At 66.2% G+C, this 24,281-nt stretch carries 25 protein-coding genes and 2 riboswitches; of the genes, 15 read left to right on the top strand and 10 right to left on the bottom strand.

Features of this window, described 5'->3' with window-relative positions; all coding sequences use genetic code 11:
* Positions 1–162 precede the first annotated feature (162 nt).
* The 6 genes from V9L18_RS12305 to mnhG are packed head-to-tail and all read left to right on the top strand — an operon-like array spanning position 163 to position 6,576.
* On the top strand, positions 163–3,168 hold the full coding sequence (locus tag V9L18_RS12305; RefSeq protein WP_337347458.1) for a Na+/H+ antiporter subunit A: 3,006 nt from the start codon (positions 163–165) through the stop codon (positions 3,166–3,168).
* A complete protein-coding gene (locus V9L18_RS12300) occupies positions 3,165–3,758 on the top strand; it encodes a Na(+)/H(+) antiporter subunit C (protein ID WP_337347457.1) in 594 nt (197 codons plus the stop codon). Before V9L18_RS12305 ends, V9L18_RS12300 begins: the two co-directional genes overlap by 4 nt.
* Complete coding sequence (locus V9L18_RS12295) at positions 3,755–5,359, top strand: Na+/H+ antiporter subunit D (RefSeq protein WP_337347456.1); 1,605 nt, start codon at positions 3,755–3,757, stop codon at positions 5,357–5,359. Before V9L18_RS12300 ends, V9L18_RS12295 begins: the two co-directional genes overlap by 4 nt.
* Positions 5,356–5,901 carry a Na+/H+ antiporter subunit E gene (locus V9L18_RS12290; protein WP_337347455.1) on the top strand — a complete coding sequence of 182 codons (546 nt, stop codon included), beginning with the start codon at positions 5,356–5,358 and terminating at the stop codon, positions 5,899–5,901. Before V9L18_RS12295 ends, V9L18_RS12290 begins: the two co-directional genes overlap by 4 nt.
* Positions 5,898–6,176, top strand: coding sequence for a monovalent cation/H+ antiporter complex subunit F (locus V9L18_RS12285; protein ID WP_337347454.1), 279 nt, complete (start codon positions 5,898–5,900; stop codon positions 6,174–6,176). The genes V9L18_RS12290 and V9L18_RS12285 overlap by 4 nt, the downstream gene beginning before the upstream one ends.
* Positions 6,166–6,576 (top strand): monovalent cation/H(+) antiporter subunit G, encoded by a 411-nt coding sequence (gene mnhG, locus V9L18_RS12280; RefSeq protein ID WP_337347453.1) that lies wholly within the window; start codon positions 6,166–6,168, stop codon positions 6,574–6,576. Before V9L18_RS12285 ends, mnhG begins: the two co-directional genes overlap by 11 nt.
* Positions 6,577–6,599: 23 nt before the next feature.
* On the opposite strand, the gene V9L18_RS12275 is transcribed toward mnhG, so the two are convergent.
* From V9L18_RS12275 to V9L18_RS12265, 3 genes are all read right to left on the bottom strand, one after another.
* Positions 6,600–6,863, bottom strand: coding sequence for a DUF4235 domain-containing protein (locus V9L18_RS12275; RefSeq protein WP_337347452.1), 264 nt, complete (start codon positions 6,861–6,863; stop codon positions 6,600–6,602).
* 104 nt (positions 6,864–6,967) lie between these two features.
* Positions 6,968–9,103 (bottom strand): hypothetical protein, encoded by a 2,136-nt coding sequence (locus tag V9L18_RS12270; RefSeq protein WP_337347451.1) that lies wholly within the window; start codon positions 9,101–9,103, stop codon positions 6,968–6,970.
* Positions 9,104–9,253: 150 nt separating this feature from the next.
* Positions 9,254–9,796 carry a heme-degrading domain-containing protein gene (locus V9L18_RS12265; protein ID WP_337347450.1) on the bottom strand — a complete coding sequence of 181 codons (543 nt, stop codon included), beginning with the start codon at positions 9,794–9,796 and terminating at the stop codon, positions 9,254–9,256.
* 73 nt (positions 9,797–9,869) lie between these two features.
* Positions 9,870–10,012, top strand: a riboswitch (TPP riboswitch).
* Positions 10,013–10,076: 64 nt separating this feature from the next.
* Here V9L18_RS12265 and V9L18_RS12260 point away from each other — a divergent pair.
* From V9L18_RS12260 to V9L18_RS12250, 3 genes are read left to right on the top strand one after another with little or no spacing between them, the layout of a single operon-like run.
* Complete coding sequence (locus tag V9L18_RS12260; RefSeq protein ID WP_337347449.1) at positions 10,077–10,697, top strand: ECF transporter S component; 621 nt, start codon at positions 10,077–10,079, stop codon at positions 10,695–10,697.
* Entirely contained in the window at positions 10,697–12,241 is a 1,545-nt protein-coding gene (locus tag V9L18_RS12255; protein WP_337347448.1) for an ABC transporter ATP-binding protein, read from the top strand. Before V9L18_RS12260 ends, V9L18_RS12255 begins: the two co-directional genes overlap by 1 nt.
* On the top strand, positions 12,238–13,032 hold the full coding sequence (locus tag V9L18_RS12250) for an energy-coupling factor transporter transmembrane component T family protein (protein WP_337347447.1): 795 nt from the start codon (positions 12,238–12,240) through the stop codon (positions 13,030–13,032). Before V9L18_RS12255 ends, V9L18_RS12250 begins: the two co-directional genes overlap by 4 nt.
* Before the next feature lie 54 nt (positions 13,033–13,086).
* Here V9L18_RS12250 and V9L18_RS12245 read toward each other — a convergent pair whose 3' ends face one another.
* On the bottom strand, positions 13,087–13,974 hold the full coding sequence (locus V9L18_RS12245) for a hypothetical protein (RefSeq protein WP_443197949.1): 888 nt from the start codon (positions 13,972–13,974) through the stop codon (positions 13,087–13,089).
* A 178-nt stretch (positions 13,975–14,152) separates the two neighbouring features.
* Here V9L18_RS12245 and V9L18_RS12240 point away from each other — a divergent pair, with 178 nt between their 5' ends.
* A complete protein-coding gene (locus tag V9L18_RS12240) occupies positions 14,153–15,676 on the top strand; it encodes a UDP-N-acetylglucosamine 1-carboxyvinyltransferase (protein WP_337347446.1) in 1,524 nt (507 codons plus the stop codon).
* Positions 15,677–15,776: 100 nt separating this feature from the next.
* Here V9L18_RS12240 and V9L18_RS12235 read toward each other — a convergent pair whose 3' ends face one another.
* Positions 15,777–16,592 (bottom strand): endonuclease domain-containing protein, encoded by an 816-nt coding sequence (locus V9L18_RS12235; RefSeq protein ID WP_337347445.1) that lies wholly within the window; start codon positions 16,590–16,592, stop codon positions 15,777–15,779.
* A 263-nt stretch (positions 16,593–16,855) separates the two neighbouring features.
* On the opposite strand from V9L18_RS12235, the gene V9L18_RS12230 reads away from it, so the two are divergent.
* The gene (locus V9L18_RS12230) at positions 16,856–18,085 is read left to right on the top strand and encodes a glutamate--cysteine ligase 2 (protein ID WP_337347444.1); all 1,230 of its coding nucleotides are present in this window, start codon (positions 16,856–16,858) and stop codon (positions 18,083–18,085) included.
* On the opposite strand, the gene V9L18_RS12225 is transcribed toward V9L18_RS12230, so the two are convergent.
* Both V9L18_RS12225 and V9L18_RS12220 read right to left on the bottom strand, forming a co-directional pair.
* Positions 18,065–18,718 (bottom strand): hypothetical protein, encoded by a 654-nt coding sequence (locus V9L18_RS12225; RefSeq protein WP_337347443.1) that lies wholly within the window; start codon positions 18,716–18,718, stop codon positions 18,065–18,067. The genes V9L18_RS12230 and V9L18_RS12225 overlap by 21 nt on opposite strands.
* A gap of 148 nt (positions 18,719–18,866) precedes the next feature.
* Positions 18,867–19,490, bottom strand: coding sequence for a LysE/ArgO family amino acid transporter (locus tag V9L18_RS12220; RefSeq protein ID WP_337347442.1), 624 nt, complete (start codon positions 19,488–19,490; stop codon positions 18,867–18,869).
* Between the two features lie 69 nt (positions 19,491–19,559).
* Between V9L18_RS12220 and V9L18_RS12215 the strand changes: the two genes are divergently transcribed.
* The 3 genes from V9L18_RS12215 to V9L18_RS12205 all read left to right on the top strand — a co-directional run bounded on the left by V9L18_RS12215 (position 19,560) and on the right by V9L18_RS12205 (position 21,636).
* Positions 19,560–20,462 (top strand): LysR family transcriptional regulator ArgP, encoded by a 903-nt coding sequence (locus V9L18_RS12215; protein ID WP_337347441.1) that lies wholly within the window; start codon positions 19,560–19,562, stop codon positions 20,460–20,462.
* Between the two features lie 66 nt (positions 20,463–20,528).
* Positions 20,529–20,831 (top strand): DUF1905 domain-containing protein, encoded by a 303-nt coding sequence (locus tag V9L18_RS12210; protein WP_337347440.1) that lies wholly within the window; start codon positions 20,529–20,531, stop codon positions 20,829–20,831.
* Between the two features lie 28 nt (positions 20,832–20,859).
* Positions 20,860–21,636 carry a hypothetical protein gene (locus V9L18_RS12205; protein WP_337347439.1) on the top strand — a complete coding sequence of 259 codons (777 nt, stop codon included), beginning with the start codon at positions 20,860–20,862 and terminating at the stop codon, positions 21,634–21,636.
* Positions 21,637–21,647: 11 nt separating this feature from the next.
* On the opposite strand, the gene V9L18_RS12200 is transcribed toward V9L18_RS12205, so the two are convergent.
* Genes V9L18_RS12200 through V9L18_RS12190 form a run of 3 tightly spaced genes read right to left on the bottom strand, consistent with a single transcriptional unit; the run spans position 21,648 to position 23,521 of the window.
* Positions 21,648–22,856 (bottom strand): O-succinylhomoserine sulfhydrylase, encoded by a 1,209-nt coding sequence (locus V9L18_RS12200; RefSeq protein WP_337347438.1) that lies wholly within the window; start codon positions 22,854–22,856, stop codon positions 21,648–21,650.
* Entirely contained in the window at positions 22,857–23,267 is a 411-nt protein-coding gene (locus V9L18_RS12195) for a rhodanese-like domain-containing protein (RefSeq protein ID WP_337347437.1), read from the bottom strand.
* Entirely contained in the window at positions 23,264–23,521 is a 258-nt protein-coding gene (locus tag V9L18_RS12190; protein ID WP_337347436.1) for a DUF1737 domain-containing protein, read from the bottom strand. Before V9L18_RS12190 ends, V9L18_RS12195 begins: the two co-directional genes overlap by 4 nt.
* Before the next feature lie 13 nt (positions 23,522–23,534).
* Positions 23,535–23,648: riboswitch (SAM riboswitch) on the bottom strand.
* A gap of 106 nt (positions 23,649–23,754) precedes the next feature.
* On the opposite strand from V9L18_RS12190, the gene V9L18_RS12185 reads away from it, so the two are divergent.
* Complete coding sequence (locus tag V9L18_RS12185; protein ID WP_337347435.1) at positions 23,755–24,258, top strand: hypothetical protein; 504 nt, start codon at positions 23,755–23,757, stop codon at positions 24,256–24,258.
* Positions 24,259–24,281: the final 23 nt, after the last annotated feature.

Below are 24,281 nucleotides of genomic sequence, written 5' to 3'. Positions count from 1 at the left end.
CGGTGGACGATAACCCGGACAGCCGCCGAATCCTTCCACCCGGTCAACCCCGTGCGGCAGGAGTGCCTGTTGCACCTTGATAAACTGTGGGCACTGAAATCTTACGAATGACCGCCTGCTCTTACTTTTGACAATCGAATCCCTGACGTTGCGGAGATACCAGTGATCACAGTTCTTGCCGTGCACTTTGCGGTGGCTGCTGTGGCGCCATTTCTGTTCAGGGCCTGGGGGCGGAACGCGTTTTATGCGCTGGCTGCTGTCCCGGCGGCGTCATTCTTCTGGCTGTTGCTGCAGCACGGGGCCGTCTACTCGAACTCCGGCCCGGTTGACGAGGTATTCCCTTGGATTCCGGGCCTCAAGCTGGAGTTCGCCTTCCGGATGGACGCCCTTGCCTGGGTGATGTCGCTCCTGGTGCTGGGGGTCGGTGCCCTGGTGCTGGTCTACTGTGCGCGGTACTTCAAGAAAAAAGACCAGGACCTTGGTGGTTTCGGCGCCCAGCTCCTGGCCTTCGCCGGAGCCATGTTCGGCCTGGTGGTGGCGGACGACCTCCTCCTGCTGTTCATCTTCTGGGAACTCACCACCATCCTGTCCTACCTGCTGATTGGATTCGCCCGCACGCGGCTTGCCGCCCGCCGCTCCGCGCTGCAGGCACTGATGGTCACCACCGCCGGCGGTCTCGCCATGCTGGTGGGTCTGATCATGCTCGGCTACAGCGCGGGCACGTACCGGATCTCAGCAATCCTGGCGCAGTCTCCCGAGCTGGTAGCCGGGCCAACCGGCTCAGCGGTGGGTGCCGCCGTCGTCCTCATCCTGGTCGGTGCCATCACCAAATCCGCGCTGGTCCCCTTCCACTTCTGGCTTCCCGGTGCCATGGCTGCCCCCACGCCGGTCAGCGCCTACCTGCATGCCGCGGCGATGGTCAAAGCGGGCATCTACCTCGTGGCACGGCTGGCGCCCGGCTTCGCGGAAACCCCCTATTGGCAGCCGGTTGTCCTAGGGCTCGGGCTGGCCACCATGCTGGTGGGCGGGTACCGGGCGCTCCGCCAGACCGATATCAAGCTGATCCTTGCGTACGGCACCGTCAGCCAGCTGGGCTTCCTGACCATGGTGGTGGGCCTTGGCACCCCCGACGCCGCGCTGGCCGGACTTGCGATGCTGCTCGCTCACGGGCTGTTCAAGGCCACTCTGTTCCTGGTGGTAGGTATCATCGACCACCAGTCCGGGACCCGCGACGTCCGGAAGCTGTCCGGCGTCTTCACCTCGTCCCGGGCCCTCGGGATCGTGGCCGGCATCGGCGCCGCGTCCATGGCCGGCGTTCCGCTGCTCGCCGGGTTCGTGGCCAAGGAATCGGTCCTGGAAGCCTTCGTCCACCACGCGCAGAGCGGTCCGTGGGGCTTGGTGGTGCTCGCGGGCATCGTCCTGGGTTCCATCCTGACCTTCGCCTACAGCGCCCGTTTCATGTGGGGCGCCTTTGCCGCCAAGCCCGGAGTTGACCGGACCCCGTTCAAGGCCGTCCGGCCATCCTTCCTCGCCGCTCCTGCCCTTCTGAGCCTCCTGACCATCGTCTACGGCCTGTGGCCGGCACCGGTGGATGCGTGGATCCAGCCGTACGCCGCGCTGTTTGCCTCCACCGCGCCCGACGCCGGGACCCCAGCCGAGCAGGCAGGGCACCTTGCGCTGTGGCATGGCATGACCCCGGCCCTGGGTTTGACGGCTGTCACGTTCGCGCTGGGCCTGGCGATGTACTTTGGCCATACCCTGGTGGCGCGGGTGCAGGACCGCGTGCCGGGCTGGATCGACGCCGACCGCGCCTACCAGTACACCATCGGCGCGCTGGACGACACCGCTGTCTGGATCACCGGCCGCACCCAGCGTGGTTCGCTCTACTTCTACTTGGCGGTCATCCTTTCCGTGGCCTGCGTCCTGCCGCTCGTCGCCATGCTGGCCTCCAATAAGCCGCTCCCGGACAACCTCTATTTCATCGATCCCAATTCGCCGCTGCAGCTGGTGGCGGCCGCCGGCATCGTGATCGGCGCCCTCGCGGCCGTCAAGGCAAACAAGCGGTTCCTTGCGGTGTTGATGGTCTCGGTGACGGGCTACGGCATTGCCCTGATGTTCGCCCTGCAGGGTGCCCCGGACCTGGCACTCACCCAGATGCTGGTGGAAACCATCATTTTGGTGGCCTTTGTCCTTGCCATGCGCAGCCTGCCGGCAGAGCTCCGGGACCGCACCGGCGGCAAATACCGGGTGGTGCGCGTCATCATCGGGCTGGGCTTCGGCGTCACCATGATTTTTGCCGCCATCTACGCCATGGGCGCCCGGATTGCCACGCCCGTTTCGCTGGAATTCCCCCGCCTCGCCTACGAGGGCGGCGGTGGGCTGAACATCGTCAACGTGACCTTGGTGGACATCCGCGTCTGGGACACGTTTGGCGAAATTTCGGTCCTTGCCCTCGCCGCCACCGGTGTGGCCAGCCTGATCTTCGTCCGCGGCCGCGGAGACCGCATCCTGATGTCCGCCGATGTTGCCGAGGGCACCGTGGGCAGGCACCCCGGCGTCGATCCTGGCTCCCGTGACGCCGCCGCGCTGGCCATCAGCAGGAAGTTCGCCGCGTCCACCCGGGACGCCTGGATTGTGGCCGGCAGGACGCTGGCCCCGGAACGGCGTTCGATCATTTTCGAAGTGGTCACCAGGCTGATTTTCCACTCCATGATCATCTTCTCCCTGTACCTGCTGCTGGCGGGGCACAACCTGCCCGGCGGCGGTTTCGCCGGTGGACTCACCGCCGGCCTGGCGCTGACCATCCGCTACCTGGCCGGTGGCCGTTTTGAACTGCGGGAAGCCACCCCTATCAGCGCCGGGACCCTCCTGGGCATCGGACTTGCGACTGCTGCCGCCTCAGGCGTGGTGCCGCTCCTGCTAGGCGGCCAGGTCTTCCAGACGGCCATCATCGAACTGTGGCTGCCCGTTTTCGGCGACATCAAGTTCGTCACCTCCACTATCTTCGACATCGGCGTCTACATCGTGGTGGTGGGCCTGGTGCTGGACGTGCTGCGCAGCCTGGGGGCCGAGATCGATGAAAACGTCGAAACCCAAGCGACGGCCCCGGCCGAGGAACAGGAACCACTGGGCGTCCCTGCCGAAACCACAGCAAGGGGCCAGTCATGAGCGTCAACCTGACCCTCCTGGCCGTGATGGGGGCACTCTACGCCTGCGGGATCTACCTCCTCCTGGAACGCAGCCTGACCCGCGTCCTGCTGGGCCTGATGCTCCTCGCCAATGCCACGAATTTGCTGATCCTCGCCACTGGCGGGTATGCCGGCCTGGCGCCGTTCTACGCCAAGGACACGCCCGCGCAGGACTACAACGACCCCCTTCCGCAGGCGCTGATCCTTACGTCCATCGTCATCTCATTCGCGGTGACGGCTTTTATGTTGGGCATCATCTACCGCACCTGGGTCCTGGCCCGGCAGGATGAGATCCAGGACGACGTCGAGGACCTCCGCGTCGCCGAGACGCCCAGTTTCGACGCCGAGGACGACGCCGAGATCCCCATGGAGACCTCCGAGTTTCCCCTGACCATGGTCGGCGGCGACGGCCGTTCGGTGTCTGACCAGGCCTTGGCCCGGGCCGGCGGGGAATCGGCCGGGAGCACCATCGCGGCCGGTGCCAAGAGGATTGATGCCATCGACGCCGCGGCCGAAGAGCAGCCAGGCTCCCAAAACGTCACCCCAGGCCCCGAAGGAGGTGTGAAGTGAACATCGCAAGCTTTGCCCCGCTCGCCGTCGTACTTCCCATCCTTGGCGCCGCCCTGACCTTTGTGCTGATCCGGCACTCACGGGCGCAGCGGACCGTGAGCATCGCGCTGCTTTCCCTCACCCTCGCGCTCGAGTGCCTTCTCCTCGCCTCCGTCTGGGAAGGCGGTACCGCCGCGGTGAACATCGGCGGCTGGCTGCCGCCCTGGGGCATCGTGATGGTGGTGGACCAGTTCTCCTCCCTGATGCTGGTGGTTTCGTCGGCCGTGAGCCTCGCGGTGCTCGTGTACGCCACCGGGCAGGGCATGGCCGACGGCGACCACGACGCCCCCGTCTCGATCTTTCACCCGACCTACCTGATCCTGGTGGCCGGTGTGTCCAACGCCTTCCTGTCCGGTGACCTCTTCAACCTGTATGTGGGGTTCGAGATCCTGCTGACGGCAAGCTACGTCTTGATGACGCTGGGCGGCACCGGCCCCCGGATCCGTGCGGGCGTCACCTACGTGGTGGTGTCCGTGGTCTCCTCGGTGCTGTTCCTGATCTCCATCGCCATGGTTTACGGAGCCACCGGAACGGTGAACATGGCCGATCTCGCGATCAAGCTCGCAGACCTGGACCAAGGCACCAAAACCCTCCTGCACGTGATGCTGCTGGTGGCGTTCGGCATCAAGGCAGCCGTGTTCCCGCTGTCCTTCTGGCTGCCCGACTCATATCCCACCGCCCCGGCGCCGGTCACTGCAGTGTTCGCCGGCCTGCTCACCAAGGTGGGCGTCTACGCGATGGTCCGCACCGAGACGCTCCTGTTCCCCGGCGACTCGCTCAACACACCACTAATGGTGGCGGCGTTGCTCACCATGGTGGTGGGCATCCTTGGCGCCCTGGCGCAAAGCGACATCAAACGTCTGTTGTCCTTCACCCTGGTCAGCCACATCGGGTACATGGTGTTCGGCCTGGCAATGTCCTCAGTGGCCGGGCTGGGCGCGGCCGTGTTCTACGTGGCCCACCACATCACCATCCAGACCAGCCTCTTCCTGGTCACCGGCCTCATCGAACGCCGCGGCGGCAGCTCCTCCATTGACCGGCTGGCCGGGCTGGCCAAACTGTCGCCCCTGCTGGCACTGCTGTTCTTTATCCCGGCCATGAACCTGGCGGGGATACCGCCGTTCTCCGGATTCCTGGGGAAGGTGGGCCTCATGCAGGCCGGCATCGAGCTCGGCACGCCGTTGGCGTACACCCTGGTGATCGGAGGCGTGCTCACCAGCCTGCTGACCCTGCTGGCCGTCGCCAGGGTATGGAACCGCGCCTTCTGGCGCAAACCGTCCGACGCCGAGCACCCCGACCCCGTGCTTCTCGCCCCGCGCGAGACCTCCGATACCGGGCGCCGGGGAGGCCGCAACAACGTCACACTGCTGCCGCGCACCATGGTGGGCTCCACCTTCGGACTGGTGCTGCTGGGCGTCTCGCTCACGGTCTTTGCCGGTCCGCTGTTCAAGGTCTCGGACCAGGCCGCCGCTGACATGCTGGACAGGTCCTCCTACATCCAGGCTGTCCTGGGCGAAGAAACGGCGGTTCCCCTCATCCTGACCTCCGGAGGCGGCAAGTGAGCCGCCGGCGGATCTCCCTGCGCCAGGAGCTCCCGCTCCTGGTTTGGCTGGTCATCGTCTGGGGCGCGCTCTGGCAGGACTTCAGCCCGGGCAACCTCCTCTTCGGGGCCATCCTCGCTGTGGCCGTGGCCCGGATGTTCTACCTTCCCCCAGTGGAACTGAGCGGCCGCTTTAATGTCCTCCACGCAGTTCCCTTCGCGCTGATGTTCTTGGGGAAGGTGATGGCCGCGAGCTTCCAGGTGATGTACCTGGCGGCCGTCCGAGGCCCTTCGGTGCGGAACGCCGTCGTCGCCGTTCCGCTACGGAGCCATGAGGACCTGATGGTGACCGCCACCGGGCACGTCATCTCCCTGATTCCCGGATCCCTGGTGGTGGAGGTGGACCGCTCCACGTCCACGCTTTACCTCCACTGCCTGAACATCGGCACTCCGGAAGAGGTGGAGAGTCTCCGCCGGGAAGTCCGGGACATCGAAGCCGGGCTCATTCGGATCATGGGAAGCCAGGAAGAACTGGACGCAATCAGAGCGGAGGCTGCAGCATGATGGAGATCGTCCTGGCCGTCACGGCAGTCATCCTTTCGCTGGCGGCCGCCGGAGCCATCATCAGGATCGCGCGGGGGCCTTCGCTGCTGGACCGGGTGTTGGCCTCGGACGTGCTGCTGGCCATCCTCGGTGCGGCCTTATGCATCGACATGGCCGTGAACCGGCACCTGAACAACCTCATGCTGCTGGTGGCGTTGTCCATCATTGGGTTTATCGGCTCGGTGACCGTGGCCCGCTTCGTGGCAGACCGGCGGGAGCAGCCCCATGAGTCCTGAGCCCGCCGTGCTGGACATCGTCATTGACTCCGTGTCCGCCGTTTTCATGATCGTGGGCGCGCTGATGTCCTTGGCCGCCGCAGTGGGCCTGCTGCGGTTCCCTGATCTCCTGAGCCGGATGCACGCCGCCACCAAACCCCAGGTCCTGGGCCTGTTCCTGCTGCTGGCGTCCATCGGCCTGCAGTTGCGCACCGGGTGGGTGTGGCCGGTGCTGCTGGTGGCCTGGATCTTCCAGCTGCTGACCGTGCCCGTGTCTGCGCACATGGTGGGCCGGGCCGGTTACCGGACCAAGCACCTGCACCGCGAACTCCTCAGCTCCGACGAGCTCGAGGCCGTGGTGCAGAAAGCCGCCGCCAAAGCTTCCCGGGAGGATGCTTCCGACGGCGGCCGGCCGGACTGATCACAGCCCGGTTTTTCCTGCGCCTAGACGATGTCCTGGCTCTTGGCGAAGCGCGTGATGGCCCGCTGCGTGCCACGGTTGGCGAGGACCTGGATGATGGCGCTCACAGAGGCGGACACCAGCGCGAAGGTCAACGCGGTCCGCAGCGTGGTGGGGACATCGTCCTTGCCGCCCTTTGGTGGCTTCTTGCCGGTGGTCTTTTCCCAGATCGCGTCAACGGCCTTGGTGCCGGCGAACCCGGCAAGCAGGCTGATGCCCGTGCCCAGCAGCTTGATGAAGAAGTTCATTCCCGTGCTCCTTGCGTCGTGAATTCAGGACTTCTCCTAGCCTAGCGTCATCGTCCACCGTGACAGCCCCCTGCCGGGCCGCCTGAAGCCCCTCCGGCGGTTCGCTACGGACCCGGAACCAAGCCTTCCCACACCACGCTCCAGCTTGCCGGGAAGCCCGGGGCGTGCCGGTCCGGGCCGCCGTCCCACCCCGCCGCCATCAGGGCGACGGCGGCCAGGAGTCCGCCGTTTCCTGGCAGGTAGAGGGGAAGGGAATCTGTCTGCAGGTTGTGTCCGTTCGGCAGGACCGTGTTTTTCCCGGCCCCTTGCAGGAGGGCGTCGACGGCGGTTTCCGGGTCCTCCAGCCGTGCGGCGGTCATGGCCATCACGGGGTAGTCCCAGCCCCAGGTGCTGTCCCAGTCCCAGGTGGCCAGCACGTCGGCGAGCGTGGCGCGCATGATCTCCGGGTCGATCAGGCCTGTCTGCGGCAGCACGCCCAGTGCGCACAGCATGGACGGGTGGTCCGTGCGGATAGTGAAGGGTTCGACGTCGATCGCGGCGTAGACGCCGTTGACGGTCCGCGGGCGGACCATGCCGTCCGCAACGGCCTGCCAGTCCGGGCGGCCGGGAAGGCCGAGGCGTTCACGCCACGTGTTGGCGGTGCGGAGCGCCCATTGCCAGTACGCCAGCTCGAACGTGGGGTTGGTGACCGTCCCGCGGATGGCTTCATAACTTTCCTGGGCGGGGATCAGCGGAGGCCCAAGCTCAAAGCCACGTGCCGTGGGGTGCGCGAAGCTTGCCATGAACTCGGCGGTTTCGAACACGATCTCCGAAAATTCCTCCAGCAATTCCCGCGAGGGCACCGCCCGATACGCCAGCTCGGCCAGGTGGATGGGGTGCGGCTGCTGCCAGATCAGGAAGGTGCCGATCGGGCTGGGGCTTTCGCGCCCGTCCGGTCCCACCTGCTTGGGCCAGCGGACGCCGTCGTACCCTTGGGCCTTGGCCGTCTGCCGCGCGGACTCAAGGATGGTTCGGTACCAGCGGAGGCTGGGGAGCAGCAGTTCCGTGCGGTTCCAGTGGGCGAAATGCGCGGCGTGCCACCAGTGCATCTCCAGGTGGAAGCGTCCCCGCCAGGAGTTGCACACCAGCCCGGTCTCCTGTGGTGGCAGGGACCCGGCGCAGTTGATCGCCGTGAGGTACTGGGACAGGACGATCCTGCGCTCAAGTTCAGCCGCCCGCGGGTCGGGTGTGCCATGGAGTTCGACGGCGCCGCCGGACTGCCAGAACTTCGGCCAGTGGTCGCGGGAGGCCTGGGCGACGGCGGTTCCAGTCCCAGTCGAGGGTGCGCCGCCAGAGCTGCGCAGGATGCATTCGCCCTGCCCGGTGCTGGTGAACTGGACGGCCAGGTCAAGGACGTCCTGGCCGGCGTCGGCGCCAAGCAGCAGGTTATGGGCCCCCGACTGGTCCAGCCGGAGGTTCCTCCCGGACACCGTCACCTGGTACCCCGATCCGTCCAGGTCGCGGTCCACCGTCCAGTGCTGGAGGCCGTCCGCTCCGCCCGCTGGTTCCGCCAAGGTAGTGGTGTGGTCCGCGGGACGGTTCCAGTCCGCGGCGTCATGCCACGCCTCGGACCCATAGGGGAAGGCGAACGTGACCACCAGCCCGTGCTGGAGGGCCGCGGACTCCACGATCAGGCCGATCTGGTCCCGGTCCGGATGGCAGGCGGTGGTGACCTTGACGGGATGGCCCCGGAGGCTGAACGTGCTGGTGACCGTCCCGGTCCAGAGGTCCAGGGTCTGGACGGGGTCGACGACGTCTGCCGCGGTGAGCGGCCGTGGCGCCCCGGCCCGATCCGTCCACGCGAACCCGATCCGGCCCAGGTCCAGGCGGTGCGGGTTCGCCCGCAGCCAGGTCTCGGCGCGGGACGCCTTAGTCTCCCGGCCGTCCACGATATCGCCCACCATGTCCAGGTAAGGGACCGGGCCCCGCGCGGAATCGTACAGAACCGTGGAACTGGCCAGGCTGTACTCCTCGGCCGCGGGGACGGAGTGCCAGCCCCATTGGGACTGCGAGCCGAGCAGCGTGCCGGGCGGCCCTCCTACGGGGTACTCGGCCGGGAGGCTCTGGAGCCCGGTGAGGTCTACCGTGAAGCAGAACTCGCCGTTGCCCACGGAAACCGGACTCCGGGGATCAAGGCTCCGCTGCTCCACGTTATGCCTGCGGACCAGGGCTTGACGGTCGATGGTGTGCTGGCTGCTCAAATGCCCGCCCTCCTGAAGGCTGCCGGATCTGACGGCGGCTTCCACGGCTGCGCCAGTGAGAAAACGCTTTCCGGATCGACTTCATCCTCGTGTCGTCAGGGGGAGCGTGTCAACTTCGGGAGTGTCAGGAAGCCCGACCCTGGGCCGCGCTCATTCGGCCCGCATGGACCCCAGGATTTCGCGCAGGGCCTCCACCACGAGGTCGTGGTCCTGCTGCTGCGGCAGCCCGGAAACGGTGACAGTGGCTACCGCACCCACCCCGGCCACGTACACCGGGAAGGAGCCGCCGTGTGGTGCGTAGGTGGACTCGTCGAACCACCCGTGGTCCTCGATCCGCCCGCCGTGCAGCCTGCCGCGGAGTCCCACCAGCAATGACGGGATCTCATACCGGGCGGCGGTGCGCTGCTTGGCCCTGATCCAGTGCTCGTTGTCCGGCGTGGCACCATCCAAGGCCACGTGGAAGAGCACTTGCTCGCCCTTGGTGATGTCGATCGCGATGGGAAGCCGCCGCGTCTTCCCCAGCTCCACCAGGAGCAACCCCAGATTGAGGGAATCGTCCTTGGTGAAATGCGGAAACTGCAGCTCGGTGATCTCGGCCTCGATCCGGTCAATCAGGGCCTCGAGCAGGCCTGATGGCTGGGGCAGCCTTGAGTCGGGATTGAACGCAGTCACAGTCGGGTTGTTGGCAGTCATGGCCCACAATCTACCGCCCCAGCGGTGTAAACTGGACCACGCCCATCAGGGCAGAATATTCAAAGACCAGCTTTATTAACGACAGGGGAGCGCCGCCGTCGGGCATCACTGGCATTGCCAGGGAACCGCAGGTGGGCGCTGAGAGTGCGGGACAGCCGCAGACCCTCGAACCTGATCCGGTTAGTACCGGCGCAAGGGAGTCGAGTTCTCGAAGTGTGCGGTAACCGGTGGCAAGCCGACCGCCGGAACACTTTCCCCTCCTGTTCCTCAGGAGGATCACATGAGCACTGCAGCAATCAAAAAGACCGGCTACACCTGGCGCATCGTTGACATCGTGGTGGCCGCCCTCATCGCCATCGCCGGCGGCGTGATCTTCTGGGCGTGGTCCCAGGGCGCCGCCGCGGTTTCGCCGCCCATGAACGCCGTCTACCCGCCGCTGACCGGCCTCATCGCCGGCGGCTGGATGATCCCCGCCGTGCTGGGCATGCTGATCATCCGCAAGCCGGGCGCCGCGCTCTTCTGCGAAACGGTGGCCGCCATGGGTGAACTGATCATGGGCTCGCCGTACGGCGCCTCCGTGCTGTTTTCCGGCTTCGTCCAGGGCCTGGGTGCCGAGATCATCTTCGCCATCTTCGTCTACAAGAAGTTCAACCTGCCCGTCGCGCTGCTGGCCGGCGCTGCGGCCGGGCTGTTCTGCGGCCTGAACGACTCCTTCGCCCCCTGGGGCTGGAACATCGCCTACGCCGCCGGTGACAAGCTCGCGTACATCGTATTTACCGCCATCTCGGGCGCGATCATCGCCGGCGCGCTGTCCTGGATCGCCACGCGCGGCCTGGCCAGGACCGGTGTGCTGAGCTCCTTCGCGTCCCGCAAGGCTGCGTCGGAGCCCGTCTTCTCCTAATGCCCGCAGCCTACGACGACGGCACAGCCGCTGCGATGCGGCCCGCCGCCGTCACTGCCCGCGGTTGGGGGTGGCGGCACGCAGGCCGGTCCCGGCCTGCTGTCCACGCCCTGGACCTGGACATCAAGCCCGGGGAGCGTGTGCTCCTGCTGGGCCCGTCAGGGGCGGGCAAATCCACGCTGCTCCACGCTCTCGCGGGGGTGCTGGGGGATGTGAACGACGACGGCGAAGCAGGCGATTCCGACGAATCCGGTTCGCTGCGGATCGATGGCGCTTCCCCCCGTGAGCGGCGCGGCCGCGCCGGGCTGGTGCAGCAGGATCCCGAAACGCAGGTGGTCCTCTCCCGGCTCGGCGACGACGTCGCCTTCGGTGCCGAGAACCTCGCCGTGCCGCGCGATGCGATCTGGGCGCGCGTGCACGAGGCGCTTGACGACGTCGGGCTCTCCCACCTGCCGCTGGACCACCCGACGTCGGCCCTTTCCGGCGGGCAGAAGCAGCGCCTGGCGCTCGCCGGCATCCTGGCCATGCGGCCCGGGCTGATCCTCTTGGACGAGCCCACGGCCAACCTGGATCCCACCGGGGTCCTCGAGGTCCGCGACGCCGTGGGACGCTGCCTGGACAAGACCGGGGCCACGCTGGTTGTGGTGGAGCACCGCGTGTCCGTCTGGAAGGACCTCGTGGACCGGATCGTGGTGCTGCAGCCAGGCTCCGCAACCGATCCCGCAGTGCTGCTGGACGGGCCGCCGGACCAGGTCCTCGCCGAGGCGAGGGACATGCTGATTGCTGCCGGTGTGTGGGTCCCCGGCTTTGTTCCGGCCACGCGGAACCGGACTTCCGGCGGCTCCGGGGACCTGCTGCTGGCGGCCGAGGACCTTGCCGTTTCGCGGGAGCGGCCTCGCCGCCGCCGCTTCAAAGCGATCCCTCCGGTTCCGGTCCAGCAGGGCATCTCGGCGCAGGTGCGCGCCGGGCAGGCGCTCACCATCACAGGTCCGAACGGTGCGGGAAAATCCACGTTCGCGCTGACCCTGGCCGGCCTGCTGGCACCCGTAGGGGGAAACGTTTCGGCCACCGTGGACCTGAGTCAGGGCGCAGGCATCGACCCCTACAAATGGAAGGCCGACCAGCTGATCGCCCGCATCGGAACCGTCTTCCAGGAGCCAGAGCACCAGTTTGTCACCGGCAATGTCCTGGACGAGCTGATGTTCGGCCCCAGGCATCTTGGCCACGGCGAGGAACGGGTGGATGAGCTCCTCCAGCGGCTTCGGCTGACCGAACTCGTGGACGCCAACCCTTACACGCTCTCCGGCGGGGAGAAGCGCCGGCTGTCCGTGGCCACGGTGCTCGCCGCCCACCCGCAGGTGCTGGTCCTGGACGAGCCAACCTTCGGCCAGGACGCCAACACCTGGGCCGAGCTCGCGTCCTTCCTCTCCGAACTGCTCGACGCCGGCACCGCCGTGGTATCCGTAACACACGATGCCGAATTCAGCACGGCCCTGGGCGGCGCCGAGCTCCGGCTGGGCACCACCGAAGCGGTGGCCCCATGAGGCAGGAACTGACACTGCGGGGGAACCAAGCACTGCTGACCCGTGCCAATCCGCTGAGCAAGTTCGCCGCCGTCGTCTTCATGACCGTGGTGCTGGCGCTGTCCATCGACTGGGTCTCCGCCTCCGTGGCGCTCTTCTGCGAGCTGCTGCTCTTCCCGCTCGCAGGACTGACCCTGACGCTGCTGTGGCAGCGCGGCTGGCCGCTGATCCTGGCGGCCGCCGTGGGTGGCTGGAGCACCTCGATTTTGGCTCCGGACAGCGGAAGGATACTGCTCGACGTCGGCATCTGGTCCATGAGCGAAGGCTCCCTGGAGCTGGGGCTGGGCTTTATGCTCCGCGGCTTGGCGATCGCGTTGCCGGCCGTCCTCCTCATGAGCTGCACCGATCCCACCGACCTCGCCGATGCGCTGGCCCAGAAGGCCCGGCTGTCGCACCGGTTCGTGCTGGGGACGCTCGCGGCCATGCGGCTTGTTGGCCTGATGGCCGAGGAGTGGCAGACCATTGGGATGGCCCGGCGCGCCCGCGGCGTTGGCTCGCGCGGCAACCCGGCGCAACGGATGAAAGCCACCCTGGGCCAGAGTTTCGGCCTCCTGGTCCAGGCCATCCGCAGGGCGTCACGGCTCGCGGTCACCATGGAAGCGCGTGGCTTCGGCGGCGGGGACCGGACCTGGGCACGTGAATCCACCTACAGCAGGCTCGACGTGTGGGTCCTGGCAGGCGGGGCCCTGATGGCCACGGCGGCCGTGGCCGCCGCCGTGTTTGCCGGCACGTGGAGTTTTGTCGGCGGCTAGTCCTGGAGAGAACGTGTGGCGTTCATCGGGAAGTAGCCGCCGTCAGCGTGACGCTCAGATGCAGGAGTGGTTGTAGTCGAATTCCCCGGACACGAACTGGGTGAGTGCGACCTTGCCGCCGGCGGTGAGCGGGGCATCCGAGCAGATCGCCTTGGCCCCTGTTGCGGTGCGGGCACCTGCCAGCCAGCTGGGCAGGGTGTAAAGGCTGCTGGAGTTGCTGACAGTGCCTACGATCTGTCCCCACTGGTACCCGCTGGAGTAGATGCCGACGTCGGCGCCGATGCCGTGGAAGAAATCGGTCATGCCCTCGAGGACTGCGCGGTTCCAGTTCCTGTTGCCCGACCATGAGTTGCCGGTTTCGACGTCGAGCCACCATACATACTCCGAGGGCTTGCTGATGCCACGGAGGTACGCGTCGTCGTAGGCCTTGGCATAGCCGTACATGTAGGAGCAGGCTTCGGTAACCTCCGGATCGTCAGTGCTGTTCCTTGCGCAGTCACCGTACGGATTGTGGACCGGCTTTGCGGCGGGGTAGTCATTGTTGGTGGGCCACCACGAGCCTGTCAGTCCGGGATTGGCTGTATTGACGTAGAGCGCAACGGTTGGCTGGGCGGTGGGGTTTTCTGCGCGGTCCCCGTTGGCGTCGATGGCGTTCGCCCACTTCAACTGCTCCGCGAGGCAAGGGTTCGTTGCGTTGGCACGGCCGTTGTTGACCCCGACAATGGCGAAGGCCGCGCCCCTGGGGAGTTGTTTGTTGCACTGTGGCCAGGAGACGTCGTTGCCCAGCAGCGATGGGCTGCCTTCGCCGGGGGATTGCACTGCGGCAACCGGGGGCGCGAACAGCATGCCAAACACCAGGGCCAGGCCGATCGCCAGGGCGCAAGGCATCAGCCTCAGCGCACCCGTTGAGGTGGGTAACGTTCCCGGCACAGCTCTGTGCATGGGACCTCCGTCCTAGCCCGGCGGGCAGGTCTTTTCAGTCTCCTCTTTCCCAGCGACGCGGGTCAAGGGCGGCCGCGGGCAGCCAAGGCTATCGCATGAGGTGGGTACTTTACGATCCGGATCTCCCAACTCAGACTGCATGCGTGGCAAAATAGCTCATTTATGATATTTTTTTCATATGACTCAGGAAACTGCTGAACACGTTGCCGCAACGCTCCGGGAGGCCCGCAGCCAGAAAGGCTGGACCCAGGGACAGCTGGCCGCCGAGCTTGGAACCAGCCAAAGTGCCGTCGCACGGATGGAACAGGGGAAACAGAACCTGAGCCTGAAAATGATCCAGCGGCTGGAGGCCATTTTCGGTCTCAGCATTGTCAAAGTGGGCACATCCCAGATGACGCATCTGCGGGTCGAGGGTGCCCGCACGCTGTCCGGGTCGGTGGACGTGAACAGCAGCAAGAACGCCGGCGTCGCGCTGCTCTGTGCCAGCCTCATCAACCGCGGCACCACGGTCCTGCGCCGCCTGGCCCGGATTGAGGAAGTCAATCGAATCGTCGAGGTCCTGAGCAGCATAGGCGTCGAGTGCACCTGGCTCAACGACACCGACCTCCAGCTCCGCCGCCCCGCCGCACTGGACCTGGCGGCCATGGATGTGGAAGCGGCACGCCGCACGCGGAGCGTCATTATGCTGCTCGGTCCGCTCCTGGACGAGGCCGGGGAATACCGCCTTCCCTACGCTGGCGGCTGTGATCTGGGCACCCGCACAGTGGAGCCGCACATGCAGGCGCTGCGCCAGTTTGGGCTTTCGGTGGAGGCCACCGCTGGTTTCTACGCGGTCCAGGCGCCGGAAGAGGACACCCTCGACCGCTCCTTCGTGCTGACTGAGCGCGGTGACACGGTCACCGAGAACGCGATCATGGCAGCGGCCCACCGCCGCGGCACTACCGTGATCCGGAACGCAAGCCCCAACTACATGGTCCAGGATCTCTGTTTCTACCTGCAGATGCTGGGAGTGAGCATCGACGGCGTGGGCACCACCACCTTGAAGATCACCGGGCAGCCGCACATCGACGTCGACATTGAATATTTCCCATCCGAGGATCCCATCGAGGCGATGAGCCTGATCACGGCCGGCATCGTCACCAACTCGGAGGTGACCATCCGCCGCGTCCCCATCGAGTTCATGGAAATTGAGCTGGCAACGCTGGGGCAGATGGGCCAGAAGCTGGAGGTTTCCGGAGAGTACATGGCCCGCAATGGCCGAACCCGCCTGGTGGATGTCACCACCAAGCCGTCCGAGCTGCGGGCGCCCGAGGACAAAATCCACCCCATGCCGTTCCCCGGGCTGAACATCGATAACCTGCCGTTCTTTGCGGTGATCGCGGCCAACGCCGAGGGCCAAACCATGATCCACGACTGGGTTTACGAGAACCGGGCCATCTACCTCACGGAGCTGAACCGGTTGGGTGCCCAAGTGCAGCTCCTGGACCCGCACCGGATCTACGTCACGGGACCCACACGTTGGCGCGCGGCGGAGGTGGGCTGCCCGCCGGCACTCCGCCCGGCCGCTTGCCTGCTGCTGGCCATGCTGGCGGCCCGCGGCGTCTCCGAGCTGCGGAACATCTACGTGATCGAGCGCGGCTATGAGGACCTGGCCGAGCGGTTGAACACCATCGGGGCGAAAATCGAGTACTTCCAGGACTGATTGTGAACGATTCTGCTCCATCATTCGGGGCGCCTGTCCGTTAGCCTGCGGAATCCCGGGGTTGCGGGCCCGCGCAGACGAAATGATGGGGCAGGATCCGTCACCCGCGGGGACGCCCACGTTCCAGCACAGCGCGGATTTCCTTCAGGACCGTCTCCGGATTGTTCCAGATCTGCTCCGGAGCGTAGCTCAGGACAGAGTAGCCCTGGACCTGGGCGACGTTGGACCGGGACATATCCTTGCGCCAGGCCGCTCGTGAACTGTGGAACTGGAAGCCATTGATTTCGACAATCAGCCAACCGTCGATCAGGATGTCCACGCGCCCTACACCTGGTATCTGGACCTGCCTGCGGAACGCTAGCCCTGCCGATTCGAAAAGAAGTCTGGCACTGATCTCCGGTACCGACTCGGATAAGCCGTCTGCCTTCGCCAAACGCTTCCGCGCGGTTCCGAAATACTTGGCTGTCAGTTCGGATTCGAGGAGTGCGCGGTGAATCCCGTGCTGTTGCATGGCGGACTGCGCGATTGCCACAGCGTCGACTTCCGGGAGGCAGGTCAACGCGTGGATGACCGTGTCTTCAGGGCTGGCGATGGGCAGGCGCTGGTGTTGTTCGAAGCGGAGGCGGCCGTGCCTGGGGCGACACTTGCTGCGCCTGTGTCGGCTGGCCAGGTGCAGCCCGCCGGGCCTGTCTTTGAGCCATAGCCCGTAGTAGGACGCGCTCGAGGCGCAAGTCAGGAGCGAATCGTCGATGATTGCCTGCCTGAATTCGGGGTTCGCATCCGGTAGTGCCCAGACCCCTTTTCTGGGCTGGATGGCTCCGGCCGTTCCCAGGCTCCGCACGTCGCGGGCTGAGTACCCTTCCCGCCGCAGCGTGCCAACCCGCGCCACGCCGCCCAGGGATATCAAAAAGTCCAAAGGATCCATGGATCGAGCTAGCCACGGTTTTGCCCGCGCCTGGCCGGTAGAGCGTCGCTATGTGGACAACCCCAACTGTGGAGGAGCTGTCCCCCCGGGGATTTTGCACCATCATTCGCCGGGACCAGGACAACGCGCCTGGCCTTCAGGGCCCTCGTTGTCCCAAAGCAGGAATGATGGAGCAGAATGCGTCGAATAGTTCGCGCTTCGTCATGATCGGCCCCAACCCCGCCAAGCGTGCGGCGTTGAAGCAGAATAGAGGCATGCGAACATTCGGCGTCGAGGAAGAGCTCCTGATCGTTGATCCGGACACAGGGGCGCCCCTTGCTCTGGCGGATGCCCTGCTGTCCGGCCGGCGGCTTGCGGCCGACGACGCACCGGAGAATCCGCATGCGCTGGAGACCCAAGACAAGACCGTATACGACGACGACGAGCTGGGCCTGAGCGCCGAGCTCAAGCTTGAGCAGATCGAGACCCAGACGCGGCCGTGCCTCCAGTACTCCGAACTGCTGCCGCAGATCCGGGCGGGGCGGCTGCTGGCCGATCAGGCCGCGCTCAAGAATGGCGCCAGGGTTGCCGCGCTGGCCACGTCGCCGCTCGGCTCCACCACCCACACCACCCCGGACCCGCGGTATGCACGCATGCTGGAACGGTACGGCCTGACCGCGCAGGAGCAGCTGACGTGCGGCTTCCACGTCCATACGTTCATCGAATCACCCGATGAGGGCGTAGCCGTGCTGGACAGGATCCGGGACAAGCTGGCCGTCCTCACCGCCTTGAGTGCCAACTCGCCCTTCTGGAATGGGATGCCTACAGGATTTGAGAGCTACCGGACGCAGGCCTGGAACCGGTGGCCCACGTCCGGTCCCGCGGGCATTTACGGCACGTACTCCGCGTACCGGCGAGTGGTGACGCGCCTGTTGGACAGTGGCGTGATGCTGGACGAGGGCATGCTCTACTTTGATGCCCGCCTGTCCCGGAACCACCCCACTGTGGAGGTCCGCGTGGCCGACGTCTGCATGCGCGCGGAGGACGCCGCCCTGATCGCGGTATTGGTGCGGGCCATGGTTGAATCGGCCAGCAGGGAATGGCGCGACGGCGTCGAGCCGGCGCCGGTCCCCACCGTCCTTCTCCGGATGGCCGCGTGGCAGGCAAGCAGCAGCGGATTGGGTGGTGAACTGCTGGATTTCGGTACGTTCAGGCCTGCCCCCGCCGTCGATGTGGTGCGATCCCTGGTGGATTACCTCGCGCCGGTCCTCCAGGAACAAGGGGAGCTGTCCCTGGCCCGGCAGGGCGTTGAGGACATCATTGCCCGCGGTACCGGGTCGGCTGAACAGCGTAGGGTCTGGGACTCGGTGCTGGAAAAATCACCGCCCGACGACGGCGGGTTGGCTGCGGTAGTCTCCTACGCCGTGGGCATCACAATGCGCGGAACGTCCGGGCTGCCCGAGGTCGATGCTGCCCCCGAACTGCTAAGGGTGCGCCAGTCCTAGCCTCCCGGCGTCCGCTGTGTCCGCAACCGGGGCAGCGGGTTCTTCATAACGCATGAGCTGGGCGCCCACCGCGGCCTCCACCAGGTAGAAAACAAACGGCGGGATGTCCTTTGTCCCTGCCAGGATGGCGCCGAAGGCGGGAGCACTCGCCGCCGCCGTGATGCCGGTCCAGGGTTTCAACGGCGACAGCAGGAGGCCTGCACCCAAGGCGGCCAGCGCGCCGATGTGGAGGCCGGAGTAGGTCAGGAACGGCCAGCTGGGACCCCTCCGGTACGCGAACTTGTCCAAATCCGATGCCCGGTCCGCAAGGGCAACAACGAACAGGGGTGCGCCCGCGACGAGGGCGGCCGCTGCACCGGTGGCGAGGGTCTTCGCGGGGCCGGATCTGAGGGCCTGGGCGAATCGGACGAAGCCGATGGGCACCGCTGCGGTCCCTGCGGCGGCGAGGAACTGCCCGGCGATCCATGGCCCCCGGCTGCGCTGCAGCATGGCCAGCCGCGCTGCCGGGTCCTGGGTGGCGTGCACCATTCCCACGAAGGAAATGCCCACGCCCCAACAGCAGCTGGCCGCAACGATGACTGTTCCGGCCTTCTGATACGGCCTGTTGCCCCGCAGTGCCTGCTTCCCGTGCATGGCTGCCTCCCGGTCCGGCGGATGCGATGGCCCAGCTCAGCGCGTAGTGACCATGAAGCTACGCCGACGTGCCGCCGTGCGTAGTGACCATGAAGCTACGCCGACGTGCCGCCGTGGTCAACAGGGTTAAGGCCAGCGGGGCCCGCCATCATGCACCGATCGCCAGTCGCACGCCCAAGCCCAGCATCACGACGGCGATCAGGCCGTCGAGGACGCGCCAGGAGGACGGGCGAGCAAAGAACGGGCGCAGGACCCGGGCGCCGAACCCCAGCGCGCTGAACCACGCAATGCTGGCGACGATGGCACCGGCCCCAAACCACCAGCGCAGATCCTGGGCCTGCTGGTTGGCCACCGAACCGAGCAGCAGGACGGTATCCAGGTAGACGTGCGGGTTGAGCCAGGTCAGGGCCAGGACCGTGGAGATGGCCGCCCCGGCGCTGAGGGCCGGATGTTGTCCCGAAGCTGTGAGCGCGCCGGGGCGGATCGCCCTGCGGGCGGCCATGGCACCGTATCCCAGCAGGAAAATGGCGCCGGCGTAGCGCGCCACGTCCACTACTACCGGGTTAGCGTGAATGAGTGCCCCGATCCCGGCGATCCCAGCGGCGATGAGCAGCGCGTCGGAGACACTGCAGACCAGCACGACGGCGGCTACGTGCTCACCCCGGATGCCCTGCCGGAGGACAAACGCGTTTTGGCTGCCGATAGCCACGATGAGGGCAAGCCCGGTGCCGAAGCCGAGCACGATGGGGGCCAGAAGTGCAGTCAGATCCATGTCATCCAACGTACGGCGGACCATATGATTACTCCAGCTAAATATTTTTACGTCTCCTAAGGATTGCTAATGAGAACCTTTCAGCTGGAACAGCTCCGGACGTTTGCCGCGGTGGTGGAGGAAGGAACCCTGGAGGCCGCAGCCAGGACCCTGGTGGTCACGCCCTCGGCAGTTTCCCAGCGGCTCAAGGCAATGGAGGATACGGCCGGACAGATCCTATTCCAGCGGACCAATCCCGTGCGGCCCACCCAGGCAGGGGAAGCGGTCCTTCGGTTCGCCCGGCAGGTCCGTCAACTGGAGTGGGATGCGTCGCGGGAGCTCGGCGAGAGCAGCGACAGGCCGGGCACGCCCATTCCCCTGGTCGTGAACGCAGATTCGCTGTCCACGTGGTTCCTGCCCGCGCTCGCAGGCCTTCCACCGGAGCTCGGCGCATTCTTTGAAATCCACAGGGAAGACGAACAGCATTCCACGCAGCTACTGCGCGCCGGGACGGTGATGGCCGCTGTGACGGCCAGTCCGGACCCGGTGCAGGGCTGCAGCGTGGCACTGCTGGGAGCCTTGAGATACCGCGCGGTCGCCAGTCCCGGCTATGTCCGGCGATGGTGGCCGGACGGCCCTGACCTCAGGGCCGGCAGCCTTGCCCCGGTGATGGACTTTGACCGCAAGGACGACCTGCAGGACGGGTTCTTTCGCAACCTGACCGGAACGGAACTGAACGCACCGCGGCACTATGTGCCGACGTCGGCAGAGTTCGCGCAGGCAATCCGCCTGGGATTGGGGTGGGGGCTGTTGCCGGAGCAGCAGTGCCTGGCCGACATTCGGGGCGCCGCACTCATCGAACTGGCCCCGGCGCACCCTGTCGATGTGGCCTTGTATTGGCAGCGGTGGAAGATCGACTCCCCGGTGCTCAACCAGCTCTCCGACGCAGTCCGGGAGACGGCGTTCCGGCAACTCCGCCAACCCGGGGCCTGACCAGCCGCATCCGCCGTGCCCACAACAGCTGATGCATTGGGAAAGGTGCCATGCCATACTCAGGCCGTGACGTCGTCGTACTCGTTCCGTGCCGAATTGTGGCTCTACCCGGGAGAAGCCGGATGGCACTTCCTCACCCTCCCGGAGGTCATTGCCGACGACCTCCGCGAGGAAGCGGCTCCGCTCCGGAAGGGCTTCGGCTCGGTCAAAGTCACAGCCGAAATTTCCGGCCACACGTGGCAAACTTCGGTCTTCCCGGACGGCAAATCCGGCTCGTACCTGCTGCCGGTGAAGAAAGCGATCAGGACTGCGGCCCGCATCAGCGCAGGGGACACAGTAGCTGTTAACCTCGAAATCCAGCCCGGGTAGCAGGAACGTAGCGGGGGATCGACTGTTGGTGCCGGCCGAAGCAACCATCCAGACCTCCGACCCGGAAGTGGGACCCGGCCAGTACCTGAAGATCGAGACCACAGCGGTATACGCCGCCGGAGTCGCTTTGGGGGACCCCGGAGGAGGCGGTCGTTCGGTGGAGTGGCTGGACAAATCTTCGGACCAGCTTTATGTCCCAGCCGACCATGCCTCCGAATGGATCTGGAACCGCGAAGCCCGCATCCCAACGACGTTCTTCAGCGAGGAAGCTAAAGCAGAGGCCACCAAATACCAGCAATCCCAGTCTGAAAACCCCCACGGCGCGGGAGAACTGCTCCGGGCACCGGGAGGTAACTTCTACGGAGTACCGCGGCTGCTGTTCGCCGGCTTGCCCCTGGAGGAAGGCGTGAAGACTCTGCCCCGCGACCCCCAGGCACTCCTGGACACCATTCGACAGCGAGGCAAACAAGGCAGGCCGGAAGCCGAAACGCTGGAAAGCATCGCCGCCGCCCTGCAGACCGGAGTCGTCCCGGCGGACCTTCGCGCTGCACTGTACAAAGCGGCCGCGCTCATTCCCGGAGTCACCGTCGTAGACAAGGAGGCGAACCTTGATGGCAAGGTAGGCACAGCGATCGGGATCGAGCATCCGGACAGGGAAACGCGGACGGACATCATCATTGATCCCGACACAGGGCTGCTGATCGGAGAACGAGTGGTCACGCTGACACCTGGCGAGACCTTCCCAGCCGGAACAGCGACCGCTTGGACCTCGGTTGAGACCTCAGTGGTCAATTCCGCCCCGTAAGCAGGCGCCGATCAGATCTGCTTGAGCGCCTGTTCCAGGTCGCGGATGAGGTCGTCCGCGTCCTCAAGGCCCACGGACAGCCGCACCACGCCGTCGCTGAGCCCGATAGCGGCGCGGCCTTCGGGACCCATGGCACGGTGGGTGGTGGTGGCCGGGTGCGTGATGAGGGACTTGGCATCGCCCAGGTTGTTGGAGATGTCGATGATCCGCAGCGCGTCCAGCAGCGCAAAGGCGGCGTCCTTGCCGGAGCGGCCGTCCGTCGTCGCGAGCTCCAGGGTGAGCACGGTCCCGCCGGCCTTCATCTGCTTGGCCGCGAGCTCGTACTGCGGGTGCGATTTCAGCATGGGGTACTTGACCCAGCTGACGGCAGGCTGCTGTTCGAGCCATTCGGCCAGCCGCAGTGCCGTGGCTGAGGAATGGTTCACGCGCAGGGCCATGGTTTCCAAGCCCTTGGTAAGTACCCAGGCGTTGAAGGCCGACAGCGACGGGCCGGTGTGCCGCATGAGCTGCTTGACCGGCCCGTCGATGAATTCCTTGGTGCCCAGGATGGCGCCGCCCATGACTCGGCCCTGGCCGTCGATGTGCTTGGTGCCCGAGTACACAATCACGTCCGCGCCGAGCTGGCCGCAGCGCTGCAGCAGGGGTGTGGCAAAGACGTTGTCGACGACGACGGTAGCGCCGGCGGCGTGCGCCAGTTCGCTGACCGCGGCGATGTCCACGATTTCCTGCATCGGGTTGGACGGCGATTCGAAGAACACTGCCGTGGTGGGCTCCGACAGGGCCGCACGCCACTGCTCCAGGTCCGGTCCGTCGACGAACACCGTCTCAACACCCCAGCGGGGCAGGATCTCGTTCAGGATCACAAAGCAGGAGCCGAACAGTGAGCGGGCTGCCACTACGCGGTCGCCAGCGGCCAGCAGGGCACCCAGGGCGGTGAACACGGCGGACATTCCCGACGCCGTTGCGAAGCACGCCTCAGTGCCTTCGAGCAGGCGGAGCCGTTCCTGGAAGGTGGCCACGGACGGGTTGCCGTAGCGGGAGTAGACAAAGCGCTCGTCCTCGCCGGTGAAGGCGCGCTCCGCTGCGGCGGCGGACTCGTAGACGAATCCGGAGTTCAGGAACACCGGTTCGGTGGTCTCCTGGAAGTTGGTGCGGTCCAGCCCGCCGCGGACGGCCTGGGTGTCAGGGCTCCAGCCGGCGGCATCTTCGTTGAAGGTCACTTAGTTCTTTCCCAGGTTGGTTGGCAGGCCGCGGTTCTTCCAGCCGTTGACGGTGCGCTCGCCGTAGCGGTCCGGTTCGCCTTCGAAGCCCTCCAGGACGTTGTAGGAGGTGAAGCCGGCTTGGGTTGCGGCGATGGCAGCGGAGACGGAGCGCTGGCCTGAGCGGCAGATGAACAGGAGTTCGGTGCCGGTGTCCTCCGGCGCCTGCTGCCTCAGGTCGGTGAGGAACTCGGGGTTGGGGATGCCGCCGGGGAACGTCCACTGGATGAACAGGGGGTCGTTGTCGGTTGCCTTGGTGTCAGGGATGCCGATGTGCGCCCACTCACCCTCGGTGCGGACATCCACCAGGATGGCGCCCTGCTCCAGCTTGGTCCAGGCTTCCTGCGGGGTGAGGTCTCCGGCGTAGCTCACGCGTGGCCCTCGCCTTCGAACTCAAGGTCTTCCACAGCGGTGGCGACGGCGGCGTCCGCACTGGCGATGGCGGCCGGGAGGATGAGTGCCTGCGCCACAATCACCTGGCCGCCGTTGGACGTGGCAGCCGGGCTGCCGTGCAGGACATAGCCTTCGGCCAGGGCGGTGGAAATCCGCTCACAGAAATTACGGTCGTCCGGGCCTGTGATGAGCCGGTACGACAGTTTTTCTTCAGGGGCAGGTGCGTCAGACACGACGGATCTCCTTCTCTCACGCTTGCAACTCGAATGTCGATATGCCGAGTATTCACCTGAGGCACCCCGCCGCGAAAGGGAGGGTTGCCGACCGGCCAGTCAGGGCTTGGCGCCGGTTCTCATTACTCCTCAAAAACGTAACACTTGGCCCGCCTGGCCGCACCGCCGCCGTCGTCATGTTCCGTAACCAACACGTGCTTCCGCGGCCGTCACCCGGACGGGACAATCAGTCCATGGGGAAATCTGGGCGGGGACTGGCTGTATTCGCGCGTTTGAGGACTGCCGCTGCATTCCTCGTACTGGCCACGGTGGCCACGGGGTTGAGTGGTTGCCGGGACGTCTTCGCGCCGCCGCCCTGCATGCCGCCCGCGTACACAGTCACGCCGTCGGAAGCCAAACCCGGTGAGCAGGTTACGGTCAGCGCGCAGGACACCAACTGCGATGCGCGCTACGGGCAGAACGCGCAGGTCCAGGTGACGGTGCGGGACGCCTTTGGATCGCTGATGCTGGAGGAACTCGCACCCATGAGCGACGACGGCGCGTTTACTTTTGTGTTCACCGTCCCGCCGGGCGCGGCTCCCGGCAAGGCGGCAGTGGGGGCGCACCCGTACAACCTGGATTGGTGCGACGACACCGGGGTTAACAACCGGGCCGGCGCGGGGCCCAGGACGCTTGTTCTGGTCTCGTGTGCCGAGCGCCTGGTGCCGTTGCTAATACTGGCGGGTACCGGGGCCTGAGCAGCGGCGACGCCCGTGGGGAC

It is taken from the genome of Pseudarthrobacter sp. CCNWLW217 (genome assembly GCF_037203985.1).
Lineage (GTDB): Bacteria > Actinomycetota > Actinomycetes > Actinomycetales > Micrococcaceae > Arthrobacter.
The sequence above is the reverse complement of the archived record's forward strand: the minus strand, read 5'-3'. Positions and strand labels throughout refer to the sequence as shown.

What these genes read in the sequence shown, in the direction of transcription:
- V9L18_RS12300 (WP_337347457.1), top strand. Translation starts at nt 3,165, where the DNA reads ATGAGCGTCAACCTGACCCTCCTGGCCGTGATGGGGGCACTCTACGCC.
- V9L18_RS12285 (WP_337347454.1), top strand. Translation starts at nt 5,898, where the DNA reads ATGATGGAGATCGTCCTGGCCGTCACGGCAGTCATCCTTTCGCTGGCG.
- mnhG (WP_337347453.1), top strand. Translation starts at nt 6,166, where the DNA reads ATGAGTCCTGAGCCCGCCGTGCTGGACATCGTCATTGACTCCGTGTCC.
- V9L18_RS12275 (WP_337347452.1), bottom strand. Translation starts at nt 6,863, where the DNA reads ATGAACTTCTTCATCAAGCTGCTGGGCACGGGCATCAGCCTGCTTGCC.
- V9L18_RS12265 (WP_337347450.1), bottom strand. Translation starts at nt 9,796, where the DNA reads ATGACTGCCAACAACCCGACTGTGACTGCGTTCAATCCCGACTCAAGG.
- V9L18_RS12260 (WP_337347449.1), top strand. Translation starts at nt 10,077, where the DNA reads ATGAGCACTGCAGCAATCAAAAAGACCGGCTACACCTGGCGCATCGTT.
- V9L18_RS12255 (WP_337347448.1), top strand. Translation starts at nt 10,697, where the DNA reads ATGCCCGCAGCCTACGACGACGGCACAGCCGCTGCGATGCGGCCCGCC.
- V9L18_RS12250 (WP_337347447.1), top strand. Translation starts at nt 12,238, where the DNA reads ATGAGGCAGGAACTGACACTGCGGGGGAACCAAGCACTGCTGACCCGT.
- V9L18_RS12245 (WP_443197949.1), bottom strand. Translation starts at nt 13,974, where the DNA reads ATGCACAGAGCTGTGCCGGGAACGTTACCCACCTCAACGGGTGCGCTG.
- V9L18_RS12240 (WP_337347446.1), top strand. Translation starts at nt 14,153, where the DNA reads ATGACTCAGGAAACTGCTGAACACGTTGCCGCAACGCTCCGGGAGGCC.
- V9L18_RS12230 (WP_337347444.1), top strand. Translation starts at nt 16,856, where the DNA reads ATGCGAACATTCGGCGTCGAGGAAGAGCTCCTGATCGTTGATCCGGAC.
- V9L18_RS12225 (WP_337347443.1), bottom strand. Translation starts at nt 18,718, where the DNA reads ATGCACGGGAAGCAGGCACTGCGGGGCAACAGGCCGTATCAGAAGGCC.
- V9L18_RS12220 (WP_337347442.1), bottom strand. Translation starts at nt 19,490, where the DNA reads ATGGATCTGACTGCACTTCTGGCCCCCATCGTGCTCGGCTTCGGCACC.
- V9L18_RS12215 (WP_337347441.1), top strand. Translation starts at nt 19,560, where the DNA reads ATGAGAACCTTTCAGCTGGAACAGCTCCGGACGTTTGCCGCGGTGGTG.
- V9L18_RS12185 (WP_337347435.1), top strand. Translation starts at nt 23,755, where the DNA reads ATGGGGAAATCTGGGCGGGGACTGGCTGTATTCGCGCGTTTGAGGACT.